This is a genomic window from Burkholderia sp. BE17, from assembly GCF_009362305.1.
Taxonomy (GTDB): Bacteria; Pseudomonadota; Gammaproteobacteria; order Burkholderiales; family Burkholderiaceae; genus Burkholderia; species Burkholderia pyrrocinia_C.
Genome location: NZ_WHNU01000001.1, coordinates 395,333 through 419,773, shown reverse-complemented (window position 1 = coordinate 419,773; position 24,441 = coordinate 395,333). Strand labels below are relative to the sequence as shown.

At 65.6% G+C, this 24,441-nt stretch carries 24 protein-coding genes; 21 read left to right on the top strand and 3 right to left on the bottom strand.

Annotation, left to right across the window (positions count from 1 at the left end; genetic code table 11):
• Nucleotides 1-59: 59 nt before the first annotated feature.
• The 14 genes from serC (at nt 60) to cysM (ending at nt 14,376) form a co-directional block, all read left to right on the top strand.
• Nucleotides 60-1,142: a 3-phosphoserine/phosphohydroxythreonine transaminase gene (gene serC / locus GD429_RS01985; protein WP_152855424.1), complete on the top strand. Its 1,083-nt coding sequence runs from the start codon at nt 60-62 to the stop codon at nt 1,140-1,142.
• A 33-nt stretch (nt 1,143-1,175) separates the two neighbouring features.
• Nucleotides 1,176-2,258 (top strand): prephenate dehydratase, encoded by a 1,083-nt coding sequence (gene pheA, locus GD429_RS01980; protein WP_152855423.1) that lies wholly within the window; start codon nt 1,176-1,178, stop codon nt 2,256-2,258.
• 186 nt (nt 2,259-2,444) lie between these two features.
• On the top strand, nt 2,445-3,371 hold the full coding sequence (locus tag GD429_RS01975) for a prephenate dehydrogenase/arogenate dehydrogenase family protein (RefSeq protein ID WP_321574348.1): 927 nt from the start codon (nt 2,445-2,447) through the stop codon (nt 3,369-3,371).
• A gap of 13 nt (nt 3,372-3,384) precedes the next feature.
• Entirely contained in the window at nt 3,385-4,689 is a 1,305-nt protein-coding gene (gene aroA, locus GD429_RS01970) for a 3-phosphoshikimate 1-carboxyvinyltransferase (protein WP_152855421.1), read from the top strand.
• A 13-nt stretch (nt 4,690-4,702) separates the two neighbouring features.
• Entirely contained in the window at nt 4,703-5,389 is a 687-nt protein-coding gene (gene cmk, locus GD429_RS01965) for a (d)CMP kinase (RefSeq protein ID WP_152855420.1), read from the top strand.
• A gap of 142 nt (nt 5,390-5,531) precedes the next feature.
• A complete protein-coding gene (gene rpsA / locus GD429_RS01960; RefSeq protein ID WP_034183438.1) occupies nt 5,532-7,244 on the top strand; it encodes a 30S ribosomal protein S1 in 1,713 nt (570 codons plus the stop codon).
• A gap of 22 nt (nt 7,245-7,266) precedes the next feature.
• Entirely contained in the window at nt 7,267-7,590 is a 324-nt protein-coding gene (locus GD429_RS01955) for an integration host factor subunit beta (protein ID WP_072436057.1), read from the top strand.
• Nucleotides 7,591-7,798: 208 nt separating this feature from the next.
• On the top strand, nt 7,799-8,092 hold the full coding sequence (locus GD429_RS01950) for a lipopolysaccharide assembly LapA domain-containing protein (protein WP_077218847.1): 294 nt from the start codon (nt 7,799-7,801) through the stop codon (nt 8,090-8,092).
• A 53-nt stretch (nt 8,093-8,145) separates the two neighbouring features.
• Complete coding sequence (lapB, locus tag GD429_RS01945; RefSeq protein ID WP_034183039.1) at nt 8,146-9,318, top strand: lipopolysaccharide assembly protein LapB; 1,173 nt, start codon at nt 8,146-8,148, stop codon at nt 9,316-9,318.
• A gap of 90 nt (nt 9,319-9,408) precedes the next feature.
• The gene (locus tag GD429_RS01940; protein ID WP_152855419.1) at nt 9,409-10,809 is read left to right on the top strand and encodes a UDP-glucose dehydrogenase family protein; all 1,401 of its coding nucleotides are present in this window, start codon (nt 9,409-9,411) and stop codon (nt 10,807-10,809) included.
• 7 nt (nt 10,810-10,816) lie between these two features.
• Complete coding sequence (rfaE1, locus tag GD429_RS01935; protein WP_152855418.1) at nt 10,817-11,767, top strand: D-glycero-beta-D-manno-heptose-7-phosphate kinase; 951 nt, start codon at nt 10,817-10,819, stop codon at nt 11,765-11,767.
• Between the two features lie 63 nt (nt 11,768-11,830).
• Nucleotides 11,831-12,823, top strand: a complete 993-nt coding sequence (rfaD, locus tag GD429_RS01930; RefSeq protein WP_152855417.1) for an ADP-glyceromanno-heptose 6-epimerase — start codon at nt 11,831-11,833, stop codon at nt 12,821-12,823.
• A gap of 73 nt (nt 12,824-12,896) precedes the next feature.
• Entirely contained in the window at nt 12,897-13,259 is a 363-nt protein-coding gene (locus GD429_RS01925) for a ComEA family DNA-binding protein (RefSeq protein WP_152855416.1), read from the top strand.
• A gap of 214 nt (nt 13,260-13,473) precedes the next feature.
• Complete coding sequence (cysM, locus tag GD429_RS01920; protein ID WP_152855415.1) at nt 13,474-14,376, top strand: cysteine synthase CysM; 903 nt, start codon at nt 13,474-13,476, stop codon at nt 14,374-14,376.
• Between the two features lie 66 nt (nt 14,377-14,442).
• Here cysM and mltB read toward each other — a convergent pair whose 3' ends face one another.
• The gene (gene mltB / locus GD429_RS01915; protein ID WP_152855414.1) at nt 14,443-15,660 is read right to left on the bottom strand and encodes a lytic murein transglycosylase B; all 1,218 of its coding nucleotides are present in this window, start codon (nt 15,658-15,660) and stop codon (nt 14,443-14,445) included.
• Nucleotides 15,661-15,829: 169 nt separating this feature from the next.
• Here mltB and GD429_RS01910 point away from each other — a divergent pair, with 169 nt between their 5' ends.
• Entirely contained in the window at nt 15,830-16,753 is a 924-nt protein-coding gene (locus GD429_RS01910) for a histone deacetylase family protein (protein ID WP_152855413.1), read from the top strand.
• A 31-nt stretch (nt 16,754-16,784) separates the two neighbouring features.
• On the opposite strand, the gene GD429_RS01905 is transcribed toward GD429_RS01910, so the two are convergent.
• On the bottom strand, nt 16,785-17,705 hold the full coding sequence (locus GD429_RS01905) for an alpha/beta hydrolase (protein WP_152855412.1): 921 nt from the start codon (nt 17,703-17,705) through the stop codon (nt 16,785-16,787).
• 216 nt (nt 17,706-17,921) lie between these two features.
• Between GD429_RS01905 and GD429_RS01900 the strand changes: the two genes are divergently transcribed.
• From GD429_RS01900 to GD429_RS01880, 5 genes are all read left to right on the top strand, one after another.
• Nucleotides 17,922-18,956: a methionine ABC transporter ATP-binding protein gene (locus GD429_RS01900; RefSeq protein WP_152855411.1), complete on the top strand. Its 1,035-nt coding sequence runs from the start codon at nt 17,922-17,924 to the stop codon at nt 18,954-18,956.
• Nucleotides 18,946-19,599 (top strand): methionine ABC transporter permease, encoded by a 654-nt coding sequence (locus GD429_RS01895; protein ID WP_006486982.1) that lies wholly within the window; start codon nt 18,946-18,948, stop codon nt 19,597-19,599. The genes GD429_RS01900 and GD429_RS01895 overlap by 11 nt, the downstream gene beginning before the upstream one ends.
• Nucleotides 19,600-19,628: 29 nt before the next feature.
• Complete coding sequence (locus GD429_RS01890; protein WP_152855410.1) at nt 19,629-20,423, top strand: MetQ/NlpA family ABC transporter substrate-binding protein; 795 nt, start codon at nt 19,629-19,631, stop codon at nt 20,421-20,423.
• A gap of 228 nt (nt 20,424-20,651) precedes the next feature.
• A complete protein-coding gene (locus GD429_RS01885) occupies nt 20,652-21,401 on the top strand; it encodes an electron transfer flavoprotein subunit beta/FixA family protein (protein ID WP_152855409.1) in 750 nt (249 codons plus the stop codon).
• A 16-nt stretch (nt 21,402-21,417) separates the two neighbouring features.
• Nucleotides 21,418-22,353 (top strand): electron transfer flavoprotein subunit alpha/FixB family protein, encoded by a 936-nt coding sequence (locus tag GD429_RS01880; RefSeq protein ID WP_152855408.1) that lies wholly within the window; start codon nt 21,418-21,420, stop codon nt 22,351-22,353.
• Between the two features lie 103 nt (nt 22,354-22,456).
• On the opposite strand, the gene GD429_RS01875 is transcribed toward GD429_RS01880, so the two are convergent.
• The gene (locus tag GD429_RS01875; protein ID WP_152855407.1) at nt 22,457-23,743 is read right to left on the bottom strand and encodes a D-amino acid dehydrogenase; all 1,287 of its coding nucleotides are present in this window, start codon (nt 23,741-23,743) and stop codon (nt 22,457-22,459) included.
• A gap of 145 nt (nt 23,744-23,888) precedes the next feature.
• On the opposite strand from GD429_RS01875, the gene GD429_RS01870 reads away from it, so the two are divergent.
• Nucleotides 23,889-24,377: an Lrp/AsnC ligand binding domain-containing protein gene (locus tag GD429_RS01870; RefSeq protein WP_012492860.1), complete on the top strand. Its 489-nt coding sequence runs from the start codon at nt 23,889-23,891 to the stop codon at nt 24,375-24,377.
• The last annotated feature ends 64 nt before the right edge of the window (nt 24,378-24,441 follow it).

Genomic DNA, 24,441 nt, shown 5'->3' with positions numbered 1-24,441 from the left:
CATTTGCAACTGACATGCGGCGGCAAGCCGCCGGTCGCGTCCCTCCCGAGGTTTTCACGATGCGCGTCTTTAATTTCTCCGCCGGTCCTGCGGCGATGCCCGAGGAAGTGCTGCGGCAGGCCGCCGACGAAATGCTCGACTGGCACGGCAGCGGCATGAGCGTGATGGAGATGAGCCATCGCGGCAAGGAATTCATGTCGATTCACGAGGCTGCGCTGACCGACCTGCGCGACCTGCTCGGCGTGCCGGCAAGCCACCGGATCCTGTTCCTGCAGGGCGGCGGCATCGCGGAAAACGCGATCGTGCCGATGAACCTGCTCGGGTCGCGCAACACCGCCGACTTCGTCGTGACGGGCTCGTGGTCGCAGAAATCGTTCGGCGAGGCGAAGAAATTCTGCACGCCGCATCTCGCCGCAACCGGCAAGACGGAAGACGGCTTCACGCGTGCGCCGGCGCGCGCCGAATGGCAACTGTCGGACGATCCGGCCTACGTGCATCTGTGCACCAACGAGACGATCGACGGCGTCGAGACGTTCGAGATACCCGATCTCGGCGACGTGCCGCTGGTCGCGGATGTCTCGTCGCACATCCTGTCGCGCCCGATGGACGTCGCGAAATACGGCGTGCTGTTCGGCGGCGCGCAGAAGAATATCGGGATGGCCGGCGTGACGGTCGTGATCGTGCGCGAGGATCTGCTCGATCGCGCGCTGTCGATCTGCCCGTCCGCGTTCGAGTGGAAGACTATCGCCGAGAACAACTCGCTGTACAACACGCCGCCCACCTATGCGATCTACATCGCGGGCCTCGTGTTCCAGTGGCTGAAGCGGCAGGGTGGCCTCGAAGCGATCGAGGCCCGCAATATCGAAAAATCGAAGCTGCTCTATGACACGATCGATGCGAGCAGCTTCTATCTGAACAAGGTCGAGCCGGCAGCGCGTTCGCGGATGAACGTGCCGTTTTTCCTGGCCGACGAAACGCGCAACGAAGACTTCCTTGCCGGCGCAAAGGCGCGCGGGCTGCTGCAGCTGAAGGGCCACAAGTCCGTCGGTGGCATGCGGGCGTCGATCTACAACGCGGTGCCGCTCGAGGGCGTGAAGGCGCTCGTCGAGTACATGAAGGACTTCGAGCAGCGCGGCGCCTGACGGCGGCGCTGTTCAAACAGCACGGCAAAACGCATGGACGACGAACTGAATTCCCGCCTGAAACCGCTGCGCGATCGCATCGACGCGATCGACGCGCAGCTCATCGCGCTCCTGAACCAGCGCGCCGCGGTGGCGCTGGAGGTGGGCGAGGTCAAGAAGCATTTCAACGCGCCGGTGTTCCGGCCGGAGCGCGAACTGCAGGTGATCGCGCGCCTGCAGGACATGAGCGCGGGGCCGCTCGCGAGCGAGCACATCGGCGCAATCTGGCGCGAGATCATGGCAGCGAGCCGCGCGCTCGAGCAGACGATCCACGTCGCGTTCCTCGGGCCGGTCGGCACGTATACCGAACAGGCGATGTTCGAGTATTTCGGCCAGTCGATCGAGGGGCTGCCGTGCCCGTCGATCGACGAGGTGTTCCGTTCGGTCGAGGCCGGTGCATCCGCGTTCGGCGTCGCGCCGGTCGAGAATTCGACCGAAGGGGCCGTGTCGCGCACGCTCGACCTGCTGCTGCAGACGCAACTGCTGATCAGCGGCGAGCTCGCGCTGCCCATCCACCACAACCTGCTCACGCAAGGCGGCACGCTCGATGGCGTGAAGCGCGTCTGCGCGCATGCGCAGGCGCTCGCGCAATGCCAGCAGTGGCTCGCCGCGAATGCGCCGCAGCTCGAGCGGCAGGCCGTGGCGAGCAACGCGGAGGCCGCGCGCCTCGCGGCGGCCGATCCGACCGTCGCGGCGATCGCGGGCGACCGCGCGGCCGCGCATTACGGCTTGCAGATCGCGTTCTCGCAGATCCAGGACGATCCGCACAACCGCACGCGCTTCGTGATCGTCGGCAAGCAGCCGGCCGGGCAAAGCGGTCATGACCAGACGTCGCTGATCGTGTCGGTGAAGAACGAGCCGGGCGCCGTGTTCAAGCTGCTCGAACCGCTCGCGCGGCACGGCGTGTCGATGACGCGCTTCGAGTCGCGTCCGGCACGCGTCGGCACGTGGGAGTACTACTTCTATATTGACATCGAAGGGCACCGCGACGATGCGTCGGTCGCGGCCGCGCTCGCGGAACTCGGCCAGAAGGCCGCGTTCCTGAAGATACTCGGTTCGTATCCGCGCGCACGCTGACGCGCGGCGGCCCGGCGCCTGCTCGCGCAGGCGCGGCGGCCAGGCGGGCAGGGCAGGCCGATCGGCGCTGCCGAAGGCGGGTTCGGGCGGCATCCGGTGCAGGTTGCGCCGGGTGCGGGCCCGTTGCCCGGAATCTGGAATTCCGTGTGCGGGGCGTCGTTCCGCACGCGTAACTTGGCTCTTGTCGTGTCAGGCTTTGCATTCAACAAACTGGTCATTTTCGGTGTCGGCCTGATCGGCGGATCGCTGGCCCGCGCGCTGCGCGAGCGCGCGCCGGGCGGCGCGGGCGAGATCGTCGGCGTGGGCCGTTCGCGCGCATCGGTCGAGCGTGCGCTGTCACTCGGCGTGATCGATCGTGCGGCGGCGCTCGGCGACGACGCGCAGTTGCGCGACGCGCTTGCGGGCGCCGATCTCGTGCTGCTGGCCGCACCCGTCGCGCAGACGGGCCCGTTGCTCGCGCGCATCGCGCCGTGGCTCGCCGAAACGACGATCGTCACCGATGCGGGCAGCACCAAGTCCGATGTCGTCGCGGCAGCACGCGAAGCGCTCGGCGCGCGGATCGCACAGTTCGTGCCGGGGCATCCGATCGCCGGCCGCGAGTCGAGCGGCGTCGAAGCCGCGTTGCCGGACCTGTACGTCGGCCGCAACGTCGTACTGTGCCCGCTGCCGGAGAACGCGCCCGAATCGGTCGCGCGGATCGACGCGATGTGGCGTGCGACCGGCGCCGACGTGCGCACGATGGGCACCGAGCAGCACGATCGCGTGTTTGCATCGATCAGCCATCTGCCGCACGTGCTGTCGTTTGCACTCGTCGAGCAGATCCTCGGCGAGGCGGACGCGGAACTGAAATTCTCGTACGCGGCGGGCGGTTTCCGCGATTTCACGCGCATCGCGGCATCGAGCCCGGAGATGTGGCGCGACGTGTGCGTCGCCAACCGCGCGGCGCTGCTCGACGAGCTCGACGGCTACACGCGCGTGCTCGCGCGGCTGCGCGAGGCGATCGACGCCGGCGACGGCGCGGCGCTCGAAGCCGTGTTCACGCGCTCGCGCGCCGCACGCAAGGCATGGCAGGAGCGCGGTGGCGCGCCCGCTGCCGAACCGGTCAAGAAATAACAGGACGATTCCCATGGACTATCTCGATCTCGGCCCGTACTCCAGCGCATCGGGCACCGTGCGCCTGCCCGGCTCGAAGAGCATCTCGAACCGCGTGCTGCTGCTCGCGGCGCTTGCCGAAGGCGAAACGACGATCACCAATCTGCTCGACTCCGACGACACGCGCGTGATGCTCGATGCACTCGGCAAGCTCGGCGTGAAGCTCGCGCGCGACGGCGACACCTGCGTCGTCACGGGCGCGCGCGGCGCGTTCACCGCGAAGACGGCCGACCTGTTCCTCGGCAACGCGGGCACGGCCGTGCGGCCGCTGACCGCGGCGCTCGCGGTGAACGGCGGCGACTATCGCGTGCACGGCGTGCCGCGCATGCACGAGCGGCCGATCGGCGATCTCGTCGACGGCCTGAGGCAGATCGGCGCGCGGATCGACTACGAACTGAACGAAGGCTACCCGCCGCTGCGGATCAGGCCCTCGACGATCTCGGTCGATGCGCCGATCCGCGTGCGCGGCGACGTGTCGAGCCAGTTCCTCACGGCGCTGCTGATGACGCTGCCGCTCGTGAAGGCGAAGGACGGCAAGATCGTCGTCGAGGTCGACGGCGAACTGATCTCGAAGCCGTACATCGACATCACGATCCGGCTGATGGAGCGTTTCGGCGTGGTCGTCGAGCGTGACGGCTGGCAGCGCTTCGTCGTGCCGGCCGGCGTCCGCTACCGCTCGCCGGGGCGGATCATGGTCGAGGGCGATGCGTCGTCCGCATCGTACTTCCTCGCGGCCGGCGCACTTGGCGGCGGCCCGCTGCGTGTCGAGGGCGTAGGGCGGGCGAGCATCCAGGGCGACGTCGGTTTCGCGAACGCGCTGATGCAGATGGGCGCGAACGTGACGATGGGGGATGACTGGATCGACGTGCGCGGCATCGGCCACGACCACGGCAAGCTCGAGCCGATCGACATGGATTTCAACCTGATCCCCGATGCGGCGATGACCATCGCGGTTGCGGCGCTGTTCGCGAGCGGCACGAGCACGCTGCGCAACATCGCGAGCTGGCGCGTGAAGGAGACCGACCGCATCGCCGCGATGGCGACCGAACTGCGCAAGGTCGGCGCGACCGTCGAGGAAGGTCCCGACTATCTGGTCGTCACGCCGCCGGAAAAGCTCACGCCGAACGCGGCGATCGACACGTACGACGATCACCGGATGGCGATGTGCTTCTCGCTCGTCAGCCTGGGCGGCGTGCCCGTGCGGATCAACGATCCGAAGTGCGTCGGCAAGACGTTCCCCGACTATTTCGACCGCTTCGCCGCGCTCGCCAAAGCCTGACCCGACTGTTCCGATGAAATCGACCCGACCCTTTCACCCGACTCCCGTCATCACGATCGACGGCCCGACTGCCTCCGGCAAGGGCACCGTCGCGGCGCTCGTTGCCGCGCACCTTGGCTTCCACCTGCTCGACAGCGGCGCGCTGTACCGTCTCGCGGCGCTCGCAAGCGTGCGCTACGGCATCGCGGCGGAGGACATCGACGCACTGGTGAAACTGATCGACGATCTCCACATCACGTTTCGCGAAGGCTGCGCGCAACTCGACGGCGTCGACGTGTCGAACGATATCCGCGCCGAAGCGGTCGGCAATCGCGCGTCGGCCATTGCCGTGCACGGGCCCGTGCGCACCGCGCTGGTCGCGCGCCAGCGCGCGTTCCGCAAGACGCCGGGCCTCGTTGCCGACGGCCGCGACATGGGGACGGTGATCTTCCCGGACGCCGTGCTGAAGGTGTTCCTGACTGCCAGCGCCGAGGCGCGTGCGGCCAGGCGGTATAAGCAATTGATGCAAAAAGGTTTTTCTGCTAATATAAATGACTTGCTCCGGGATCTTCGTGAACGTGACGCGCGCGACAGCAATCGCGCGGCCGCACCGCTGAAGCCCGCGGCAGATGCCGAGCTGCTCGATACGTCGGCACTTTCGGTCGATGAAGCCGTCGACCAGGTGCTGCAGTGGTACCGGGCGCTCGGCCAGCCCGCCTGAGAAGGCGGGCAGCGGTAGGTGCTCCGCGTCGCAAGCGCGGAGCGTGTTTCGAACCCTTAACCCCGTGTGGAATTCGATCTGGCCCTTTCAGCCTGCCATTCCGGCCGGCGTGGCACAGCGATCCATGCACAATCAGATTTTTATGTCCGACCTGCAAACCTCCACCCCGAATACCGAATCCTTTGCGGCTCTGTTCGAAGAGTCGCTGACCCGCCAAGACATGCGCGCCGGCGAAGTGATTTCCGCCGAAGTCGTGCGCGTCGACCACAACTTCGTGGTCGTCAATGCAGGCCTGAAGTCCGAGGCTTACATTCCGATCGAGGAATTCCTGAACGATCAGGGCGAGGTTGAGGTGCAGTCGGGCGATTTCGTGTCCGTCGCGATCGACGCACTCGAAAACGGCTACGGCGACACGATCCTGTCGCGCGACAAGGCGAAGCGCCTTGCATCGTGGCTGTCGCTGGAAAAGGCCCTCGACAACAACGAACTCGTCACCGGCACGATCACCGGCAAGGTGAAGGGCGGCATGACCGTGATGGTCAACGGCATCCGCGCGTTCCTGCCGGGTTCGCTGGTCGACACGCGTCCGGTCAAGGACACGACCCCGTACGAAGGCAAGACGCTCGAGTTCCGCGTGATCAAGCTCGATCGCAAGCGTAACAACGTCGTGCTGTCGCGTCGTGCAGTGATCGAAGCGACCCAAGGCGAAGAGCGCGCGAAGCTGCTCGAGACGCTGAAGGAAGGCGCGATCGTCAACGGCGTGGTCAAGAACATCACCGACTACGGCGCGTTCGTCGACCTCGGCGGCATCGACGGCCTGCTGCACATCACCGACATCGCATGGCGTCGTGTGCGTCACCCGAGCGAAGTCCTGTCGGTTGGCCAGGAAGTCACCGCGAAGATCCTCAAGTTCGACCAAGAGAAGAACCGCGTCTCGCTGGGCATCAAGCAACTGGGCGACGATCCGTGGGAAGGCATCTCGCGCCGTTACCCGTCGGGCACGCGCCTGTTCGGCAAGGTCACGAACATCACCGACTACGGCGCATTCGTCGAAGTGGAATCGGGCATCGAAGGCCTCGTCCACGTGTCGGAAATGGACTGGACCAACAAGAACGTTGCTCCGTCGAAGGTTGTCCAGCTCGGCGACGAAGTCGAAGTCATGGTCCTCGAGATCGACGAAGACCGCCGTCGTATCAGCCTCGGCATGAAGCAGTGCAAGCCGAATCCGTGGGATGACTTCAGCCGCAACTTCAAGAAGGGCGACAAGATCACGGGCGCGATCAAGTCGATCACCGACTTCGGCGTGTTCATCGGTCTGCCGGGCGGCATCGACGGCCTGGTCCACCTGTCGGACCTGTCGTGGAGCGAAGCTGGCGAAGAAGCCGTTCGCAAGTACAAGAAGGGCGACGAAGTCGAAGCAATCGTGCTCGGTATCGACGTCGAGAAGGAGCGTATTTCGCTCGGCATCAAGCAACTCGAAGGCGACCCGTTCAGCAACTACGTTGCAATGAACGACAAGGGCTCGATCGTCGACGGCGTCGTGAAGACGGTCGATGCGAAGGGTGCGGTCATCACGCTGACGGGCGACATCGAAGGCTACCTGCGCGCGTCGGAAATCTCGCAGGATCGCGTCGAAGACGCACGCAACGTGCTGAAGGAAGGCGACAAGGTCAACGCGATGGTGATCAACATCGATCGCAAGTCGCGCGGCATCAACCTGTCGATCAAGGCGAAGGATTCGGCCGAACAACAGGAAGCGATCCGCGGCCTGCAATCGGACTCCAGCGCTGCTGCGACCGGTACGACCAACCTCGGCGCGCTGCTGAAGGCGAAGCTCGACGGCCAGAACCAGTAAGCCTCACGAGGTCTGCTGAAGTATGACCAAATCCGAGTTGGTCGCGCAGCTGGCATCGCGATTTCCGCAACTTGTCCTCAAGGATGCGGATTTCGCGGTGAAAACGATGCTCGATGCGATGTCTGAAGCCCTGGCGAAAGGGCATCGCATCGAAATTCGGGGTTTCGGCAGCTTCGGCCTCAACCGTCGCCCGGCGCGTGTCGGACGCAACCCGAAGTCGGGGGAGAAAGTGCAGGTGCCCGAGAAGTTCGTGCCGCACTTCAAGCCTGGCAAGGAATTGCGTGAACGCGTCGACGGCCGCGCCGGTGAGCCACTGAAGGCTGACGATCCGGACGACGAGCGTTGAGCGTCGTTCGGTTTGCCCGGAACCTGTCCGGCAAAGGCTGAAGAAAAAAGCGCCCCTAGCGGGCGCTTTTTTCGTTTCCGGCAACCGCTGCGCAATGGGGCGAGCAGGATGTGCGCAGCCGCTGAAACGCTTCCTTTACAATACGGGTCGATTCGGTGGGCGAAGGGGAGTCGCGCGCCGCGGCAAACCTCAACAAAGAGAGGGCTTCATGAAGTTTATCGTCTGGCTGATCCGGGTATTGGTGTTCGTACTGCTGCTGGTGCTCGCGCTGGCCAATACGCAAACCGCGACGCTGAATTTTGTTGCCGGCTATGCATGGCAAGCGCCGCTGATCCTGATCGGCCTCGCGTTCTTCGCCGTGGGGCTGGTGGCCGGCCTGCTGTCCGCGCTGCCTTCGATCTTCCGTTTGCGTCTCGAGAACGGGCGCCTGAAGCGCGATCTGCGCGCGGCGCGCGAAACGCCTGCCGTCATCGACCAGCCGCCGATGCCGCCCGTCATTTAACACGGACGCCGCGCGATAATCGCGCGGTTTTCGTCTCTGCTTCGATATTTCGCATGGATCTGGATTTCTGGTGGTTGCTCGCGATTCCGGTCGCGTTCGCGCTCGGTTGGGCGGCGTCACGCTATGACCTGAAGAATCTCCTGTCGGAGAGTGCCAACCTGCCGCGATCGTATTTTCGCGGCCTGAATTTTCTGTTGAACGAACAACCCGACAAGGCGATCGACGCATTCATCGAGGTCGCCAAGCTCGACCCCGAGACGGTCGAGCTGCACTTCGCGCTCGGCAACCTGTTCCGCCGTCGCGGCGAAACTGACCGCGCGATCCGCGTGCACCAGAACCTGCTGAGTCGCACGGACCTGCCGGTCAACGAGCGCGACCACGCGCTGTACGAGCTCGGCCAGGATTTCCTGAAAGCAGGCCTGCTCGACCGCGCCGAGGAGGCGTTCCACAAGCTCGCCGACGGCGATTACGCGCTCGGCGCACAGCGGGCGCTGCTGACGATCTACGAGATCGAGAAGGACTGGAACAAGTCGATCGATACCGCGAAGCGCATCGAGTCGATGAGCGACAAACCGCTCGGCACCGAAATCGCGCAGTTTCACTGCGAACTCGCGCAGGACGCGCTGCAGCGCAAGAACGCGGCTGCGGCCGCGGAACAACTGCGGCTCGCGTTGACCGTGAACCCGCAGAACGTTCGCGCGACGATCCTGTCCGGCGATGCCGCGGAGGCGGAGGGCAATCACGCGGCCGCGATCGAGCACTGGAAGCGCGTCGAAGCGCAGAACCCGGCGTATCTGCCGCTCGTCGCCGACAAGCTGATGAAGGCCTATGTCGCGCTCGGCAAGAACGTCGACGGCGCGGAGCTGCTGATGGGGTATGTCGACCGCTATCCGTCGAACGACCTGCTCGACATCGCCTATCAGCATATCGCGGGGTTGCGCGGCCAGGATGCGGCGCACACGCTCGCGCGCGCGCAGATGGAGAAGTCGCCGAACCTGTCGGGGATGCTGCACCTGCTCGATGCGCAGATCGCGGCGGCCGACGAACCGCGTCGTAAGGAACTTGAAATGATGCGTGCGCTGATCAAGCAGCGCACGAAAAATCTGCCACGGTATACGTGCCAGAATTGCGGTTTCCGGGCGCGGCTCTTCTACTGGCAGTGCCCCGGATGCAGCGGCTGGGAAACCTATGCGCCGCGCCGCGTCGAACCTGCGATGTCGAGCTGATCCCGGCACGCGGAGCCAACGCGCAGCGGTTGTCGCCGGGTTCGTCCCGGCGGCCAAGTTAGTCAATTACCGGGAAGTACCGGAACATCTATGAAAATCACCATCATCGGCACCGGCTATGTCGGCCTCGTCACGGGTGCATGCCTCGCGGAGATCGGTCACGACGTCTTCTGTCTCGACGTCGATTCGCGCAAGATCGACATCCTGAATAACGGCGGGATGCCGATTCACGAACCGGGGCTGCTGGACATCATCGCGCGCAACCGCACGGCGGGGCGCCTGCGCTTCTCGACCGACATCGAGGCGAGCGTCGCGCACGGCGAGATTCAGTTCATTGCGGTCGGTACGCCGCCCGACGAGGACGGCTCGGCCGACCTGCAATACGTGCTCGAGGCCGCGCGCAACATCGGCCGCTACATGACAGGCTTCAAGGTGATCGTCGACAAGTCGACGGTGCCGGTCGGCACCGCGCAGCGCGTGCGCGGCGTGGTCGACGAGGCGCTTGCCGCGCGCGGGCTCGCGGGCAGCGTCGCGCATCGCTTCTCGGTCGTGTCGAACCCGGAATTCCTGAAGGAAGGCGCCGCGGTCGAGGACTTCATGCGCCCTGACCGGATCATCATCGGTGTCGACGGCGACGAGACCGGCACGATCGCGCGCGAGAAGATGAAGAAGCTTTACGCGCCGTTCAACCGCAACCACGAGCGGACGATCTACATGGACGTGCGTTCGGCCGAATTCGCGAAATATGCGGCGAATGCGATGCTCGCGACGCGTATCTCGTTCATGAACGAGATGTCGAATCTCGCCGACAAGGTCGGTGCCGACATCGAGGCCGTGCGCCGCGGGATCGGCTCCGATCCGCGCATCGGCTACCACTTCCTGTACGCCGGCGTCGGCTACGGCGGCTCGTGCTTCCCGAAAGACGTCCAGGCGCTGATTCGCACCGCGGGCGAGAACGGCCAGCCGCTGCGCATCCTGGAAGCCGTCGAGGCAGCCAACCATGCGCAGAAGGACGTGCTGATCGGCAAGATCGAGCAGCGCTTCGGCGCCGACCTGACCGGCCGCGAGTTCGCGGTCTGGGGGCTTGCGTTCAAGCCGAACACCGACGACATGCGCGAGGCGCCGAGCCGCCGCCTGATCGCCGCGCTGCTCGAGCGCGGCGCGATCGTGCGCGCGTACGATCCGGTCGCGGTCGACGAGGCGCGGCGCGTGTTCGCGCTGGATTTCGGCGACGATGCGGACGCGCTCGCGCGGCTGCAGCTCGTCGATACGCAGGACGTCGCCGTGACCGGTGCGGATGCGCTCGTGATCGTGACCGAATGGAAGGAATTCCGGAGCCCCGATTTCACGCGCCTGAAGGCTGAACTGAAGGCGCCGGTGATCTTCGACGGGCGTAACCTGTACGAGCCGGACGCGATGGCCGAACTGGGCATCGACTACTACGCGATTGGCCGGCCGTATGTCGATCCCCAGTCGTTCTCCCGTGGCTGATCACACGATGAATACTCTTCGCGAAATCGTTCCGGTGCCGCGCGCGCAGCTCGCGCGCTCGCGTGTGCTTGTCGTCGGCGACGTGATGCTCGACCGTTACTGGTTCGGCAACGTCGATCGAATTTCGCCGGAAGCGCCCGTGCCGGTCGTGCACGTGCAGCGTCAGGAAGAGCGGCTCGGCGGTGCGGCCAACGTCGCGCGCAATGCCGTGACGCTCGGCGGCCAGGCCGGGTTGCTGTGCGTCGTCGGTTGCGACGAACCCGGCGAGCGGATCGTCGAGCTGCTCGGCAGCAGCGGCGTGACGCCGCATCTCGAGCGCGACCCGGCATTGCCGACCACGATCAAGCTGCGCGTGCTCGCACGCCAGCAGCAACTGCTGCGCGTCGATTTCGAGGCGATGCCGACGCACGAGGTGCTGCTCGCGGGGCTCGCGCGCTTCGACGCGCTGCTGCCGCAGCACGACGTCGTGCTGATGTCCGATTACGCGAAAGGCGGCCTGACGCACGTCACGACGATGATCGAGAAAGCGCGTGCGGCAGGCAAGGCCGTCCTCGTCGACCCGAAGGGCGACGACTGGGAGCGCTATCGCGGCGCATCGCTGATCACGCCGAATCGCGCGGAACTGCGCGAAGTGATCGGGCAATGGAAATCGGAAGACGACCTGCGCGCGCGTGTCGCGAATCTGCGCGCCGAGCTTGGCATCGACGCACTGCTGCTCACGCGTTCGGAAGAGGGCATGACGCTCTTTTCCGCCACCGGCGAACTGCACGCACCGGCGCTCGCGCGCGAAGTGTTCGACGTGTCGGGCGCGGGCGATACCGTGATCGCGACGGTCGCGACGATGCTCGGCGCAGGCGTGCCGCTCGTCGACGCGGTCGTGCTCGCGAATCGCGCGGCAGGCATCGTGGTCGGCAAGCTCGGCACGGCCACGGTGGACTACGACGAACTGTTTCACTGAGCGCATTCGGCGGCGCGACGAGCGCGTCGCACGAGTGGCTCGCACTTTTCAGGCAGGACGATCATGACCCTCATCGTCACCGGCGCAGCCGGTTTTATCGGCGCGAATATCGTCAAGGCGCTCAACGAGCGCGGCGAGACGCGCATCATCGCGGTCGACAACCTGACGCGCGCGGACAAGTTCCGGAATCTCGTCGATTGCGAGATCGACGACTATCTCGACAAGACGGAATTCGTCGAACGCTTCGCGCGCGGCGATTTCGGCAAGGTGCGCGCGGTGTTCCACGAAGGTGCCTGTTCGGACACGATGGAAACCGACGGCCGCTACATGATGGACAACAACTTCCGCTACAGCCGCGCGGTGCTCGACGCCTGCCTCGCACAGGGCGCGCAGTTCCTGTACGCGTCGTCGGCCGCGATCTACGGCGGCTCGACGCGTTTCGTCGAGGAGCGCGAGGTCGAGGCGCCGCTGAACGTGTACGGCTATTCGAAGTTCCTGTTCGACCAGGTGATCCGTCGCGTGCTGCCGACCGCGAAGAGCCAGATCGCCGGCTTCCGCTATTTCAACGTATACGGCGCGCGCGAGACGCACAAGGGGCGCATGGCGTCGGTTGCGTTCCACAACTTCAACCAGTTCCGCGCGGAAGGCAAGGTGAAGCTGTTCGGCGAGTACAACGGCTATGCACCGGGCGAGCAGACGCGTGACTTCGTGTCGGTCGAGGACGTCGCGAAGGTGAACCTGTTTTTCTTCGATCATCCGGAGAAGTCGGGCATCTTCAATCTCGGCACGGGCCGTGCGCAGCCGTTCAACGACATCGCGTCGACGGTCGTGAATACGCTGCGTGCGCTCGACAACCTGCCGCCGCTGACGCTCGCGCAGCAGGTCGAGCAGGGGCTGATCGAATACGTGCCGTTCCCCGATGCGTTGCGCGGCAAGTACCAGTGCTTCACGCAGGCCGACCAGACGAAACTGCGCGCGGCCGGCTACGACGCACCGTTCCTGACCGTGCAGGAAGGCGTCGACCGCTACGTTCGTTGGCTGTCCGGCCAGGTTTAAGCGGAAGCGTTGTATCGATAGACTGGGTCTCACGGTCGGCAGCCGCCGGCCGTTTTCAACGGAGATCCAGCACATGATCAGAAAATGGTTTGCCGCAGCGGTCATGCTCGGCGCAGTCGCGTCGGCCTGGGCGGCCGTCGACGTCAACACCGCGAACGAGGATGCGCTCGTCGGCATCAAGGGCATCGGTCCGGCCCGGGCGAAGGCGATTCTGGACGAACGCGGCGCGCGCGGTCCGTTCAGGAGTGCGGAAGATCTCGCGTCACGCGTGAAAGGCATGGGCGGCCATACCGTCGAACGACTTCAGCAGGAAGGGCTGACGGTAGGTGCGGCCGGCGCAGGCGCGGCCGGCTCGGGCACTGCAGCCGCGCCGGTCGCGGGCAAGGCGGCAGCGGCAAAGCCCGCCGCTGCGCCCGCCCGCACCGCGCAGAAGTAACGCGTCGCGCGCGACCGACAAAGAGCTCCTTCAGTCGCCGTCATTGCGACGGCTTCCCGCGGCATGCCGCGGGTTTTTTGCGTGCGCACCGCGTGCGCGGCGATCGCGAATCGCGCGGCATGCGTATTCCATCGTCGCAAAGGGGTTGCCGGCGCGAGCGGCGGTGCTGGTTTACAATCGACCGATTGATCGGCCTCGTACTCACGGTATACCCATGGCTTACAAAACTATCGAAGACACGATCGGCAATACGCCGCTCGTGCAACTGGTCCGCTTGCCGGACGACGAGATTCGCGCGCGCAACAACGTGGTGCTCGCGAAGCTCGAAGGCAACAATCCGGCCGGTTCCGTGAAGGATCGCCCGGCGCTGTCGATGATCGGCAAGGCCGAGGCGCGCGGGCGCATCAAGCCGGGCGATACGCTGATCGAGGCGACGAGCGGCAACACGGGCATCGCGCTCGCGATGGCTGCGGCGATCCGCGGCTACAAGATGGTGCTGATCATGCCGGAGGACCTGTCGGTCGAGCGCCGCCAGAGCATGGCGGCCTATGGCGCCGAGATCGTCCTCACGCCGGTGAAGGGCGGAATGGAACTGGCGCGCGATCTCGCTGACCAGATGCAGCGCGAAGGCAAGGGCGTGATCCTCGACCAGTTTGCAAATCCCGATAATCCCGTTGCGCACTACGAAGCGACGGGCCCGGAGATCTGGCGCGACACCGACGGGCGCGTGACGCACTTCGTGTCGGCGATGGGCACGACCGGCACGATCATGGGCGTGTCGCGCTATCTGAAGGAACAGAATTCCGCGATCGAGATCGTCGGTGCACAGCCGGAAGAAGGTTCGCGCATTCCGGGCATCCGCAAGTGGCCGGAAGCCTATCTGCCGACGATCTTCGATCGCAGCCGCGTCGACCGTGTCGAGAACGTGAGTCAGGCTGCCTCGGAAACGATGGCGCGCCGGCTGGCGGCTGTCGAAGGCATCTTCGCGGGCATTTCGTCGGGCGGCGCGTGCGAAGTCGCGATGCGCATCGCGCGTCAGGTTGAGAACGCGACGATCGTGTTCATCGTTTGCGATCGCGGCGACCGCTATCTGTCCACGGGCGTGTTTCCGGCATGAGCCCGGCCCGCACGCGATAAAAAAACGCCGCAGTTGCGGCGTTTTTTGTTTGGGCGGGTGCGTTGCCTACTGCGCTTGCTCGTCTGCGTTGGCCGGCTTCAGCGCGCCGCTCGCTTCCATCTGCGCCTTCACGGCCTCGCCGAGCTGGTACACGGTAAGTGCGTAGAAGAAGCTGCGGTTGTAGCGCGTCAGCACGTAGAAATTCTTGAGCCCGAGCATGTATTCGGTCGCGCGCCCCGGCGACGGCAGGTCGACCACGGTCACCGGCGTGCCGGCTTCGGTGGTGATGTTGACCGCCGGTTCGTTCAGCGTCATGCCCGCGCGCATCAGTTGCGACAGCGCCCAGTGCGGTTCGGGCTGGCCGTCGGCGGCGGCCTGCGCGATGCCCAGGCTGCCGGTATCGGGCGTGATCTGCCAGACCACCGGGCGGTCGGTTTCCCAGCCGTGCTGCTTCAGGTAGTTCGCGACGCTGCCGATCGCGTCGACAGGACTGCTGCGCAGATCGACGTGGCCCGTGCCGTCGAAGTCGACCGCATATTCGCGGATGCTGCTCGGCAGGAACTGCGGAATCCCGATCGCGCCCGTATACGAGCCGAGCACGGTGCTCGGGTCGAGCTGGTTGTCGCGGGTCCAGACCAGGAAATCCTCGAGGTTCTTGCGGAACGTTGCCTGGCGGCTGTCGCGATTCGGCGTGTCCGGATAGTCGAACGTGAGCGTCGTCAGTGCGTCGAGCACGCGGAAATTGCCCATGTAGCGGCCATAGATCGTCTCGACGCCGATGATGCCGACGATCACCTCGGGCGGCACGCCGAATTCCTCGGATGCGTGCTGCAGCGTCGCCTGGTTGGCCTTCCAGAACTTCACGCCCGCATTGATGCGGATCGGCTCGATGAAGCGCGAGCGATAGACGCGCCAGTTCTTGACCGTCGGCGACGCGGCGGGCTTCACGAGTTTGACCGCCGTCGCCGAATAGCTGATGCGCGAGAACAGCGTATGCAGGCTCGCGGAGTCGAAGCCGTTGCGGCTCACCATCTCGTCGATGAACGCGTCGACCTTCGCGTTGTTCGCGTAACGCTGCGGAACGATTTCCTCTTCGAAGGTCTGGCCTTGCGGCGCCGGCTGCTGGGGCTGGGCCTGTGCGACGCGCGTACCGGCAGGCTTCGCAGGCTGCGTCTGCGCGCCGGCAGGCGCGGCGCCGAGGGCTGCGGCGACGGCGACGACGACGAGCGGAGCGCGAATATGGAGCAGCGCGGAGAGAAGGGCGGCAGGCTTGCTGGAATTCATGTCGAAGCGGGCGGACGGGGCGATTGGGTTCGGCGCAGTATACCCGACGCATCAGGCGTGCCGGGGCGAAGCGGGGGCCCGTTGTGGTAAGTTAGCGGCGAATTCGCGGCAGACGATGGACATCATTGATGGAGACCTGCGGCGCACCGCGCGCTGCGGATGACAGCTTATGGCAACCGCTTTCTATACGCACCCCGACTGCATGCTGCACGAGATGGGGGAATGGCATCCGGAATGCCCGGCCCGATTGTCGGCGATCCAGGATCAGCTGATTGCGAGCCGCATCGACGACCTGATCGTGCACGAAACCGCGCCGTTCGCGAGCGAGGTGGCGCTGGGTCGTGTGCACACGCAGGCGCACATCGACTACATCCGGGGCATGACGCCGGTCGACGGCTACGTCGAGATCGATCCCGATACGCTGATGAACCGCGACACGTGGCGCGCGGCGCTGCGCGCGGCCGGTGCCGCGATCGCGGCGACCGACGCGGTGATCGAAGGCCGCTACGCGAATGCGTTCTGCAGTGTCCGCCCGCCCGGCCACCATGCGGAGCCCGCGCGCGCGATGGGTTTCTGCTTCTTCAACAACGTCGCGATCGCCGCGCGGCATGCGCTCGACGTACACGGCATCGAGCGTGTCGCGATCATCGATTTCGACGTGCACCACGGTAACGGCACCGAGGCTGCGTTTGCAAACGACGAGCGCGTGCTGATGTGCAGTTTCTTCCAGCATCCGCTGTATCCGTTCTCGGGCACCGATCACCAGGCGCCGAACATGGTCAACCTGCCGATGCCCGCGCGCAGCAACGGGATGGCGATCCGCGAAGCCGTGGACATGTTCTGGCTGCCGCGTCTCGACGCGTTCAAGCCGCAGATGCTGTTCGTGTCGGCGGGTTTCGACGCGCATCGCGAGGACGACATCGGCAACCTCGGTCTCGTCGAGGCCGATTTCGAGTGGCTGACCGCGCAGATCGTCGACGTGGCGCGTCGTCATGCGCAGGGCCGCATCGTGAGCTGTCTCGAGGGCGGCTACAACCTGTCCGCGCTCGGGCGCAGCGTCGTCGCGCACCTGCGCGTGCTGGCCGGCATCTGACCGGCCGGCCGCCGCCGGCGGGGGTGCGCGCTCAGCGCGCCGGCACGCGCGCGTGAATCCACGCGATCAGCGTGTCGATCACGCGGTCGCGTTCGAGATCGTTCATCGTTTCGTGGAAGCCGCCTTCGTATAGCGTCAGCGTGCGATCGGGCGAGCCGACGTGCGCGCCGAACGCGCGGCTGCCGTCGGGTTCCGTCAGCTTGTCCTCGGTGCCGTGATAGACGAGCACCGGGACGCGCAACGCGTCGCGGCCGCGTTCGATGCGCGCCATCGCGTCGAGAATCTCCGCGCCGGTGCGCGCGGGCACCGCGCCGTGATGCACGAGCGGATCGGCGCGATTGGCCGCGACGATGGCCGGGTCGCGCGACAGCAGTGCCGCATCGATCCTGATCGCGGGAAAGGTCGGCCACGCGCGGCTGATGACGCGGCTCACCGCGAGCATCCAGCGCGGCACGTCGCGCCCCGGTGCGAGCGCCGGGCTCGACAGCACGAGGCCCGTCAGCGCATGGCCGCGGGCCGGCGCGCGTTCGATCGCGTACAGTGCGGCGACCGCGCCGCCCATGCTGTGTCCCATCAGGAACAGCGGCGTATTGCCACGCGCGGCTTCGGCGACCAGCGCATCCGCATCGTCCAGGTAACCGTCGAAACGCTCGACCCAGGCTCGCTTGCCGGGCGACTGGCCGTGCCCGCGCAGATCGATCGCGAGCACGTCGATGCCGGCCGTGTTCAGCCTGCCTGCGAGCGCGGCATAACGGCCCGCGTGCTCGGCGAGGCCGTGCACGAGCGCGATCGTCGCGCGCGGCGGCGCGGTGTCGCTGCCGGCCGGCCAGCGGTACGACGCCAGTTCGAGCCCGTCCGCGGTGCGCAGCCGGCCCATTTTCGGCGCGGGCGGCGACGAAGGCGCCGATCCGGCGGTGGCGGGCGCGGCGGCCGGCATGGTGGTGGCGGTCATCTGGCGTGTCCCCTGTGCGTTGGTCGGTGTTCCGGATCATAGTCGCGGCATTGTCGCGACGGGCCAGCGGCGCCCCTCTAATTTCGTGAGGTTATGAAAAGATCGAAATCGATTATTAAGGGGAATGAGGGGTTTGCGGTAAAATCGCCGGCTATTCCAGATGCATCGGTGGCCGACTGGCGGGCCTGCTCGCCGGCCGGCCGCCGTTTTGTTTACATGATCGAATTACGCAATCTTTCGCAGCGTTTCCCCGGGCCGAGCGGCTGGGTCGAGGCGTTGCACAACGTCAACCTGACGATCCCGCAGGGCGAGGTGTTCGGCATCATCGGCCGAAGCGGCGCCGGCAAGAGCACGCTCGTGCGCACCATCAACCTGCTCACGCGGCCGACCGAAGGCAATGTCGTCGTCGGCGGGCGCGATCTCACGCTGCTGCCGGCCGGCGCGCTGCGCGAGGCGCGCCGCGAGATCGGCATGATCTTCCAGCACTTCAACCTGCTGTCGTCGCGCACGGTGTTCGACAACGTCGCACTGCCGCTGGAGCTGGCCGGCGCAAGCCGTGTCGACATCGAGGCCGCCGTGCTGCCGCTGCTCGACCTCGTCGGGCTGTCCGCGCAGAAGGATCGTTACCCGTCGCAGATCAGCGGCGGACAGAAGCAGCGCGTCGGCATCGCACGCGCGCTCGCGAGCCAGCCGAAGGTGCTGTTGTCGGACGAAGCGACGTCCGCGCTCGATCCCGAGACGACGCGTTCGATCCTCGACCTGCTGAAGCGCATCAACCGCGAACTCGGCCTGACGATCGTGCTGATCACTCACCAGATGGAAGTGATCAAGCAGGTGTGCGATCGCGTCGCGGTGCTCGATGCGGGGCGTGTGGTCGAGGAAGGCCGCGTGATCGACGTGTTCCTGCAGCCGCATCACGAAGTGACGCGCGCGCTGATCGGCGACGTGATCGCGCAGGAACTGCCGCCCGCGCTGAAGGTGCGCGTGGCCGAGCGGCTGAAGACGGGCAGCGGGCATCTGCTGCGGCTCGCGTTCACGGGCTCGGGTGTCGACCAGCCGATCCTGTCGGAGACGATCCGCCGTTACGAACTCGATTTCAACATCCTGCACGGCCAGATCGACGAGATCCAGGGGCAGGCATTCGGTTCGCTCGCGGTGCTCGCGGGTGGCGAGCCGGGCAAGGTCGGGCAGGCGCTCGCGTTCCTGCGCGAGCAAGGTGTGGTGGTAGAGGAGCTTTCGTATGTTGAGTGAGATGTTCGATATGTTCGTGCAGTCGTTCTGGGAGACGCTGATCATGGTCGGCATCTCCGGGGCGGTCGGCGCGCTCGTCGGTCTGCCGCTCGGCGTGCTGCTCTACCTGACCGATCGCCAGGGCGTGCTGCAGAACCTCGCGGTGAATCGCGTGCTCGGCGGCATCGTGAACGCGGTCCGCTCGACGCCGTTCATCATCCTGCTGGTCGCGGTGATTCCGTTTACGCGGCTCGTCACGGGTTCGTCGATCGGCACGGCCGCGGCGGTCGTGCCGCTGACGCTGGCGGCTGCGCCGTTCATCGCGCGTCTCGTCGAGACGGCGCTGCGCGAAGTCGACCGCGGTCTGATCGAGGCTGCGCAATCGATGGGGGCGACCACGTCGCAGATCGTATTCAAGGTGCTGTTGCCCGAATCGCTGCCGGGCGTCGTGGCGGGCCTGACGATCACGTTCGTGTCGCTGGTCGGTTATTCGGCGATGGCGGGCGCGATCGGCGGCGGCGGGCTCGGCGATCTCGGGATTCGCTACGGCTACCAGCGCTATCTGCCGGAAGTGATGTGGACGGTCGTCGCGATCCTGATCGTGTTCGTGCAGATCGTGCAGTCGTTCGGCGACTGGCTCGTCCGCCGGCTGAGCCACAAATAAGACGAAATTGATCCATTAGGGGAGAGACGATGCAACGACGTTTCATGCTGAAGTTCGCAGTGGCACTCGGCGCAGCCGCGCTGTTCGCGGGTGCGCACGCACAGGCCGAAACCATCAAGGTGGGCGTGACGGGCGGGCCGCACGCGCAGATCATGGAAGCGGTGAAGAAGGTTGCGGCGAAGAGCGGCCTCGAGATCCGCATCGTCGAATTCTCCGATTACGTGCAGCCGAACGCGGCCCTCGCGTCGGGCGACCTCGACGCGAACAGCTACCAGCACGATCCGTATCTGCAGGCGCAGGTGAAGGATCGCGGCTACAAGCTGATCAAGGTCGCGGATACCGTCACGTTCCCGATGGGCATCTATTCGAAGCGCGTGAAGTCGCTGGCCGAACTGAAGCCCGGCGCGCGCATCGCGGTCCCGAACGATCCGACCAACGGCGGCCGTGCGCTGCTGTTGCTGCAAAAGCAGGGTCTCCTGAAGCTTCGCGCGGATGCGGGGCTGAAGGCGACGCCGCTCGATATCGTCGACAATTCGCGCAAGCTGAAGATCGTCGAGCTCGATGCGGCGCAGATTCCGCGCTCGCTCGGCGACGTCGACGCGGCCGCGATCAATACCAACTACGCGATGGAAGCGGGGTTGAAACCGAAACAAGACGCGATCGCGATCGAGGGTCCGAACGGCCCGTACGCGAACATCCTCGCGATTCGCGACGCGGACCGGAACAAGCCGTGGGTCGCGAAACTGATCGCGGCCTATCATTCGGTCGACGTGAAGCAGTTCATCGAAGCCAAGTTCGGCGGCGCGGTCATCGCCGCCTGGTAGCGGGCGGAGCACGGGGCGCCCGGCGGGATTAGAGTCGATGATCGAAAACCCGGGCTTTGCGTCCGGTTTTTTTCTCTTTTAAAATAGAACGACCGTTCGCTATCATTGGCGCGTCGCCAAGAAGCGGTATCCTCGACAGCCACGATGGATGGGTCCGCTTGGCCGCGCAGTCATGAGGCCTCGCTATAGAATGGCCTCTGGTCGTATTCGTAACTTTGGAGCGTGTGCATGAAAATCCTGGTGCCAGTGAAAAGAGTGGTCGATTACAACGTGAAGGTCCGCGTGAAGTCGGACAACACGGGCGTCGACATCGCGAACGTGAAGATGTCGATGAACCCGTTCGACGAGATCGCCGTTGAAGAGGCCGTGCGCCTGAAGGAAGCGGGCGTCGCGACCGAAGTGATCGCGGTGTCGGTCGGCGTCACGCAGGCGCAGGAAACGCTGCGCACGGCGCTGGCGATCGGTGCGGATCGCGCGATCCTGGTCGAGTCGACCGACAGCGTCGAGCCGCTGGCCGTCGCGAAGATCCTGAAGGCGCTGGTCGACAAGGAGCAGCCGCAGCTGGTGATCCTCGGCAAGCAGGCAATCGACGACGATTCGAACCAGACGGGCCAGATGCTGGCTGCGCTGGCCGGCCTGCCGCAAGCGACGTTCGCGTCGAAGGTGACGGTTGCCGACGGCAAGGCGACGGTTGCGCGTGAAGTCGACGGCGGCGCGGAAACGCTGTCGCTGACGCTGCCGGCGGTGATCACGACCGACCTGCGCCTGAACGAGCCGCGCTACGTGACGCTGCCGAACATCATGAAGGCGAAGAAGAAGCCGCTGGAAATCGTGAAGCCGGAAGACCTGGGCGTGGACGTCGCGCCGCGTCTGAAGACGCTGAAGGTGGTCGAGCCGCCGAAGCGCGCGGCCGGCGTGAAGGTGCCGGACGTGAAGACGCTGGTCGAGAAGCTGAAGACCGAAGCCAAGGTGCTGTAAGAGGGAGCGGAAAGAAATGACGATTCTGGTGATTGCAGAACACGACAACGCGTCGATCAAGGCCGCGACGCTGAACACGGTGGCGGCGGCGGCGAAGATCGGCGGTGACATTCACGTGCTGGTCGCGGGCCACAACGCGCAAGCGGCTGCAGACGCGGCAGCGAAGATCGCGGGTGTTTCGAAGGTGCTGCTGGCCGACGCGCCGCAGCTCGAAGCGGGCCTCGCGGAAAACGTCGAAGCGACCGCGCTGAACATCGCGAAGGACTACTCGCACATCCTCGCGCCGGCGACGGCGTACGGCAAGAACATCGCGCCGCGTATCGCTGCGAAGCTGGACGTCGCGCAGATCTCCGATATCACGGCTGTTGACAGTGCCGATACGTTCGAGCGCCCGATCTACGCAGGCAACGCAATCGCGACGGTGCAGTCGAGCGACCCGATCAAGGTCATCACGGTGCGCGCGACGGGTTTCGATCCGGTTGCAGCGGAAGGCGGCAGCGCAGCGGTCCAGAAGATCGAAGCGGCGGCCGATGCAGGCAAGTCGCAGTTCGTGAGCCGCGAAGTGACGAAGCTGGACCGTCCGGAACTGACCAGCGCGAGCATCATCGTGTCGGGCGGCCGCGGTCTGGGCAGCGGCGAGAACTACACGAAGGTGCTGGAGCCGTTGGCCGACAAGCTGAGCGCGGCACTGGGTGCATCGCGCGCGGCAGTCGATGCAGGCTATGTGCCGAACGACTATCAAGTCGGCCAGACCGGCAAGATCGTCGCACCGCAGCTGTATATCGCGGTCGGCATCTCGGGTGCGATCCAGCATCTGGCAGGCATGAAGGATTCGAAGGTGATCGTCGCGATCAACAAGGATCCGGAAGCGCCGATCTTCAGCGTGGCCGACTACGGCCTCGTCGGCGATCTGTTCGCGCTCGTGCCGGAACTCGTGGCCGAGCTCGGCTGACGCGGCGTGACGCTTCAGCGGTAAGCACACGGAAAAAGGGGCGCTACGAGCGCCCCTTTTTTTTCGATGCCGGCCGACCCGCATTGCTGCGGGCCGCCGCGGCTTATGCGTATGCCGGGCGCGTCTGGCCGGCCACTTCCTTCAGGTAACGGTGCACCGACAGGTCGTCGGCTTGGATCGCCGGCTTCTTGCCCGAGATCAGGTCCGCGAGCAGTTGGCCCGAACCGCACGACATCGTCCAGCCGAGCGTGCCGTGGCCGGTGTTCAGGAACAGGTTCGACACCGGCGTGCGGCCGACGATTGGCGTGCCGTCCGGCGTCATCGGGCGCAGGCCGGTCCAGAACGTCGCCTTCGACGTGTCGCCGCCGCCCGGGAACAGGTCGTTCACGCACATCTCGAGCGTTTCGCGGCGTGCCGCGCGCAGGTTCTTGTCGAAGCCGACGATTTCCGCCATGCCGCCGACGCGGATGCGCTGGTCGAAACGCGTGATCGCGATCTTGTAGGTCTCGTCGAGCACGGTCGACACGGGCGCGGCCGCTTCGTGGACGATCGGCGCGGTGATCGAATAGCCCTTCAGCGGATAGACGGGGATCTTCATCAGGTTCGAGATGAAGCTGGTCGAGTACGAGCCGAGCGCGACGACGTACGCGTCCGCGCGCACCGTCTCGCTGCCGCACTGCACGCCGGCGATCTTGCCGCCGGCAATCGCGAGCGCGTCGATCGGCGTGTTGTAGCGGAACTTGACGCCGAGCGATTCGGCGAGCGCCGCGAGGCGCGTCGTGAACAACTGGCAATCGCCCGTTTCGTCGCCCGGCAGGCGCAGGCCGCCCGTCAGCTTGTGCGACACGGCGGCGAGCGCCGGTTCGGCATTCTTCAGGTCAGCCGGCGACAGCAGTTCGAACGGCACGTTCGCTTCCTGCAGCACGGCGATGTCCTTCGCCGCGCCGTCGAGTTGCTGCTGCGTGCGGAACAGCTGCAGCGTGCCGCCCGTGCGCCCTTCGTACTGGATGCCGGTGTCGGCGCGCAGCGCCTGCAGGCAGTCGCGGCTGTATTCGGCGAGGCGGACCATGCGGCCCTTGTTGACTGCATAGCGCTCGGTCGTGCAGTTGCGCAGCATCTGCCACATCCACTGGAGCTGGAAACGCGTGCCGTCGAGACGGATCGCAAGCGGCGCGTGCTTTTCGAACATCCACTTGACGGCCTTCAGCGGCACGCCGGGCGCGGCCCACGGCGCGGCATAACCGGGGGAGATCTGGCCCGCGTTCGCGAAGCTCGTCTCGAGCGCGGGGCCGGCTTCCCGGTCGATCACAGTGACCTCATGACCGGCGCGCGCGAGGTAATACGCGCTTGCCACGCCCACTACACCGCTGCCCAGAATGACGACTCGCATAGCTGCTCCAGATGGAAGGGACCAGATCGAGGCCGGGCGCACCCGCGGCTCCGTGTAACCTCTAGCTGATCTAGTTTTTTGAGCTATGGTATTGTCGAATGTGTAGGTTTTGTTATCGTATTTTTCAGGTTTTCAGCAGAAACAAATGAGAACGCAACGTCAGCCCGTACGCTCGCTCGACAAGCTCGACCGGCGCATCCTCAAACTGCTCCAGGACGACGGCAGGATGGCGATGAAAGACCTCGCGGAACAGGTCGGATTGACCGTCACGCCTTGCATCGAGCGCGTGCGGCGCATGGAGCGGGACGGCGTGATCACCGGCTATCACGCACGGGTCGACCCGGGCCAGCTGGGTGCCGCGCTGCTGGTGTTCGTCGAGATCACGCTCGGCCACAAGGGCGGCAACATGTTCGAGCAATTTCGTCGGGAAGTGATGAAGATCGACGAGGTACTCGAATGCCACCTCGTATCCGGCGATTTCGACTACCTGATCAAGGCGCGGATCGGCGAGATGGCCGACTACCGGAAGCTGCTCGGCGACATCCTGCTGCAGTTGCCCGGCGCCGTGCAGTCGAAGAGCTATGTCGTGATGGAGGAAATCAAGGAAACGCTGACGATCGCGGTCGGCGAGTGACGTGCCGGCGGCCCGTTACCGGGCCCCTTATCCCACCCTTGGCATGCTGCGCCCAATACTGTAT

Coding starts and splice junctions, on each gene's coding strand:
- serC (WP_152855424.1), top strand. CDS start 60: ATGCGCGTCTTTAATTTCTCCGCCGGTCCTGCGGCGATGCCCGAGGAA.
- pheA (WP_152855423.1), top strand. CDS start 1,176: ATGGACGACGAACTGAATTCCCGCCTGAAACCGCTGCGCGATCGCATC.
- aroA (WP_152855421.1), top strand. CDS start 3,385: ATGGACTATCTCGATCTCGGCCCGTACTCCAGCGCATCGGGCACCGTG.
- cmk (WP_152855420.1), top strand. CDS start 4,703: ATGAAATCGACCCGACCCTTTCACCCGACTCCCGTCATCACGATCGAC.
- rpsA (WP_034183438.1), top strand. CDS start 5,532: ATGTCCGACCTGCAAACCTCCACCCCGAATACCGAATCCTTTGCGGCT.
- GD429_RS01955 (WP_072436057.1), top strand. CDS start 7,267: ATGACCAAATCCGAGTTGGTCGCGCAGCTGGCATCGCGATTTCCGCAA.
- GD429_RS01950 (WP_077218847.1), top strand. CDS start 7,799: ATGAAGTTTATCGTCTGGCTGATCCGGGTATTGGTGTTCGTACTGCTG.
- lapB (WP_034183039.1), top strand. CDS start 8,146: ATGGATCTGGATTTCTGGTGGTTGCTCGCGATTCCGGTCGCGTTCGCG.
- GD429_RS01940 (WP_152855419.1), top strand. CDS start 9,409: ATGAAAATCACCATCATCGGCACCGGCTATGTCGGCCTCGTCACGGGT.
- rfaE1 (WP_152855418.1), top strand. CDS start 10,817: ATGAATACTCTTCGCGAAATCGTTCCGGTGCCGCGCGCGCAGCTCGCG.
- rfaD (WP_152855417.1), top strand. CDS start 11,831: ATGACCCTCATCGTCACCGGCGCAGCCGGTTTTATCGGCGCGAATATC.
- GD429_RS01925 (WP_152855416.1), top strand. CDS start 12,897: ATGATCAGAAAATGGTTTGCCGCAGCGGTCATGCTCGGCGCAGTCGCG.
- cysM (WP_152855415.1), top strand. CDS start 13,474: ATGGCTTACAAAACTATCGAAGACACGATCGGCAATACGCCGCTCGTG.
- mltB (WP_152855414.1), bottom strand. CDS start 15,660: ATGAATTCCAGCAAGCCTGCCGCCCTTCTCTCCGCGCTGCTCCATATT.
- GD429_RS01910 (WP_152855413.1), top strand. CDS start 15,830: ATGGCAACCGCTTTCTATACGCACCCCGACTGCATGCTGCACGAGATG.
- GD429_RS01905 (WP_152855412.1), bottom strand. CDS start 17,705: ATGACCGCCACCACCATGCCGGCCGCCGCGCCCGCCACCGCCGGATCG.
- GD429_RS01900 (WP_152855411.1), top strand. CDS start 17,922: ATGATCGAATTACGCAATCTTTCGCAGCGTTTCCCCGGGCCGAGCGGC.
- GD429_RS01895 (WP_006486982.1), top strand. CDS start 18,946: ATGTTGAGTGAGATGTTCGATATGTTCGTGCAGTCGTTCTGGGAGACG.
- GD429_RS01890 (WP_152855410.1), top strand. CDS start 19,629: ATGCAACGACGTTTCATGCTGAAGTTCGCAGTGGCACTCGGCGCAGCC.
- GD429_RS01885 (WP_152855409.1), top strand. CDS start 20,652: ATGAAAATCCTGGTGCCAGTGAAAAGAGTGGTCGATTACAACGTGAAG.
- GD429_RS01880 (WP_152855408.1), top strand. CDS start 21,418: ATGACGATTCTGGTGATTGCAGAACACGACAACGCGTCGATCAAGGCC.
- GD429_RS01875 (WP_152855407.1), bottom strand. CDS start 23,743: ATGCGAGTCGTCATTCTGGGCAGCGGTGTAGTGGGCGTGGCAAGCGCG.
- GD429_RS01870 (WP_012492860.1), top strand. CDS start 23,889: ATGAGAACGCAACGTCAGCCCGTACGCTCGCTCGACAAGCTCGACCGG.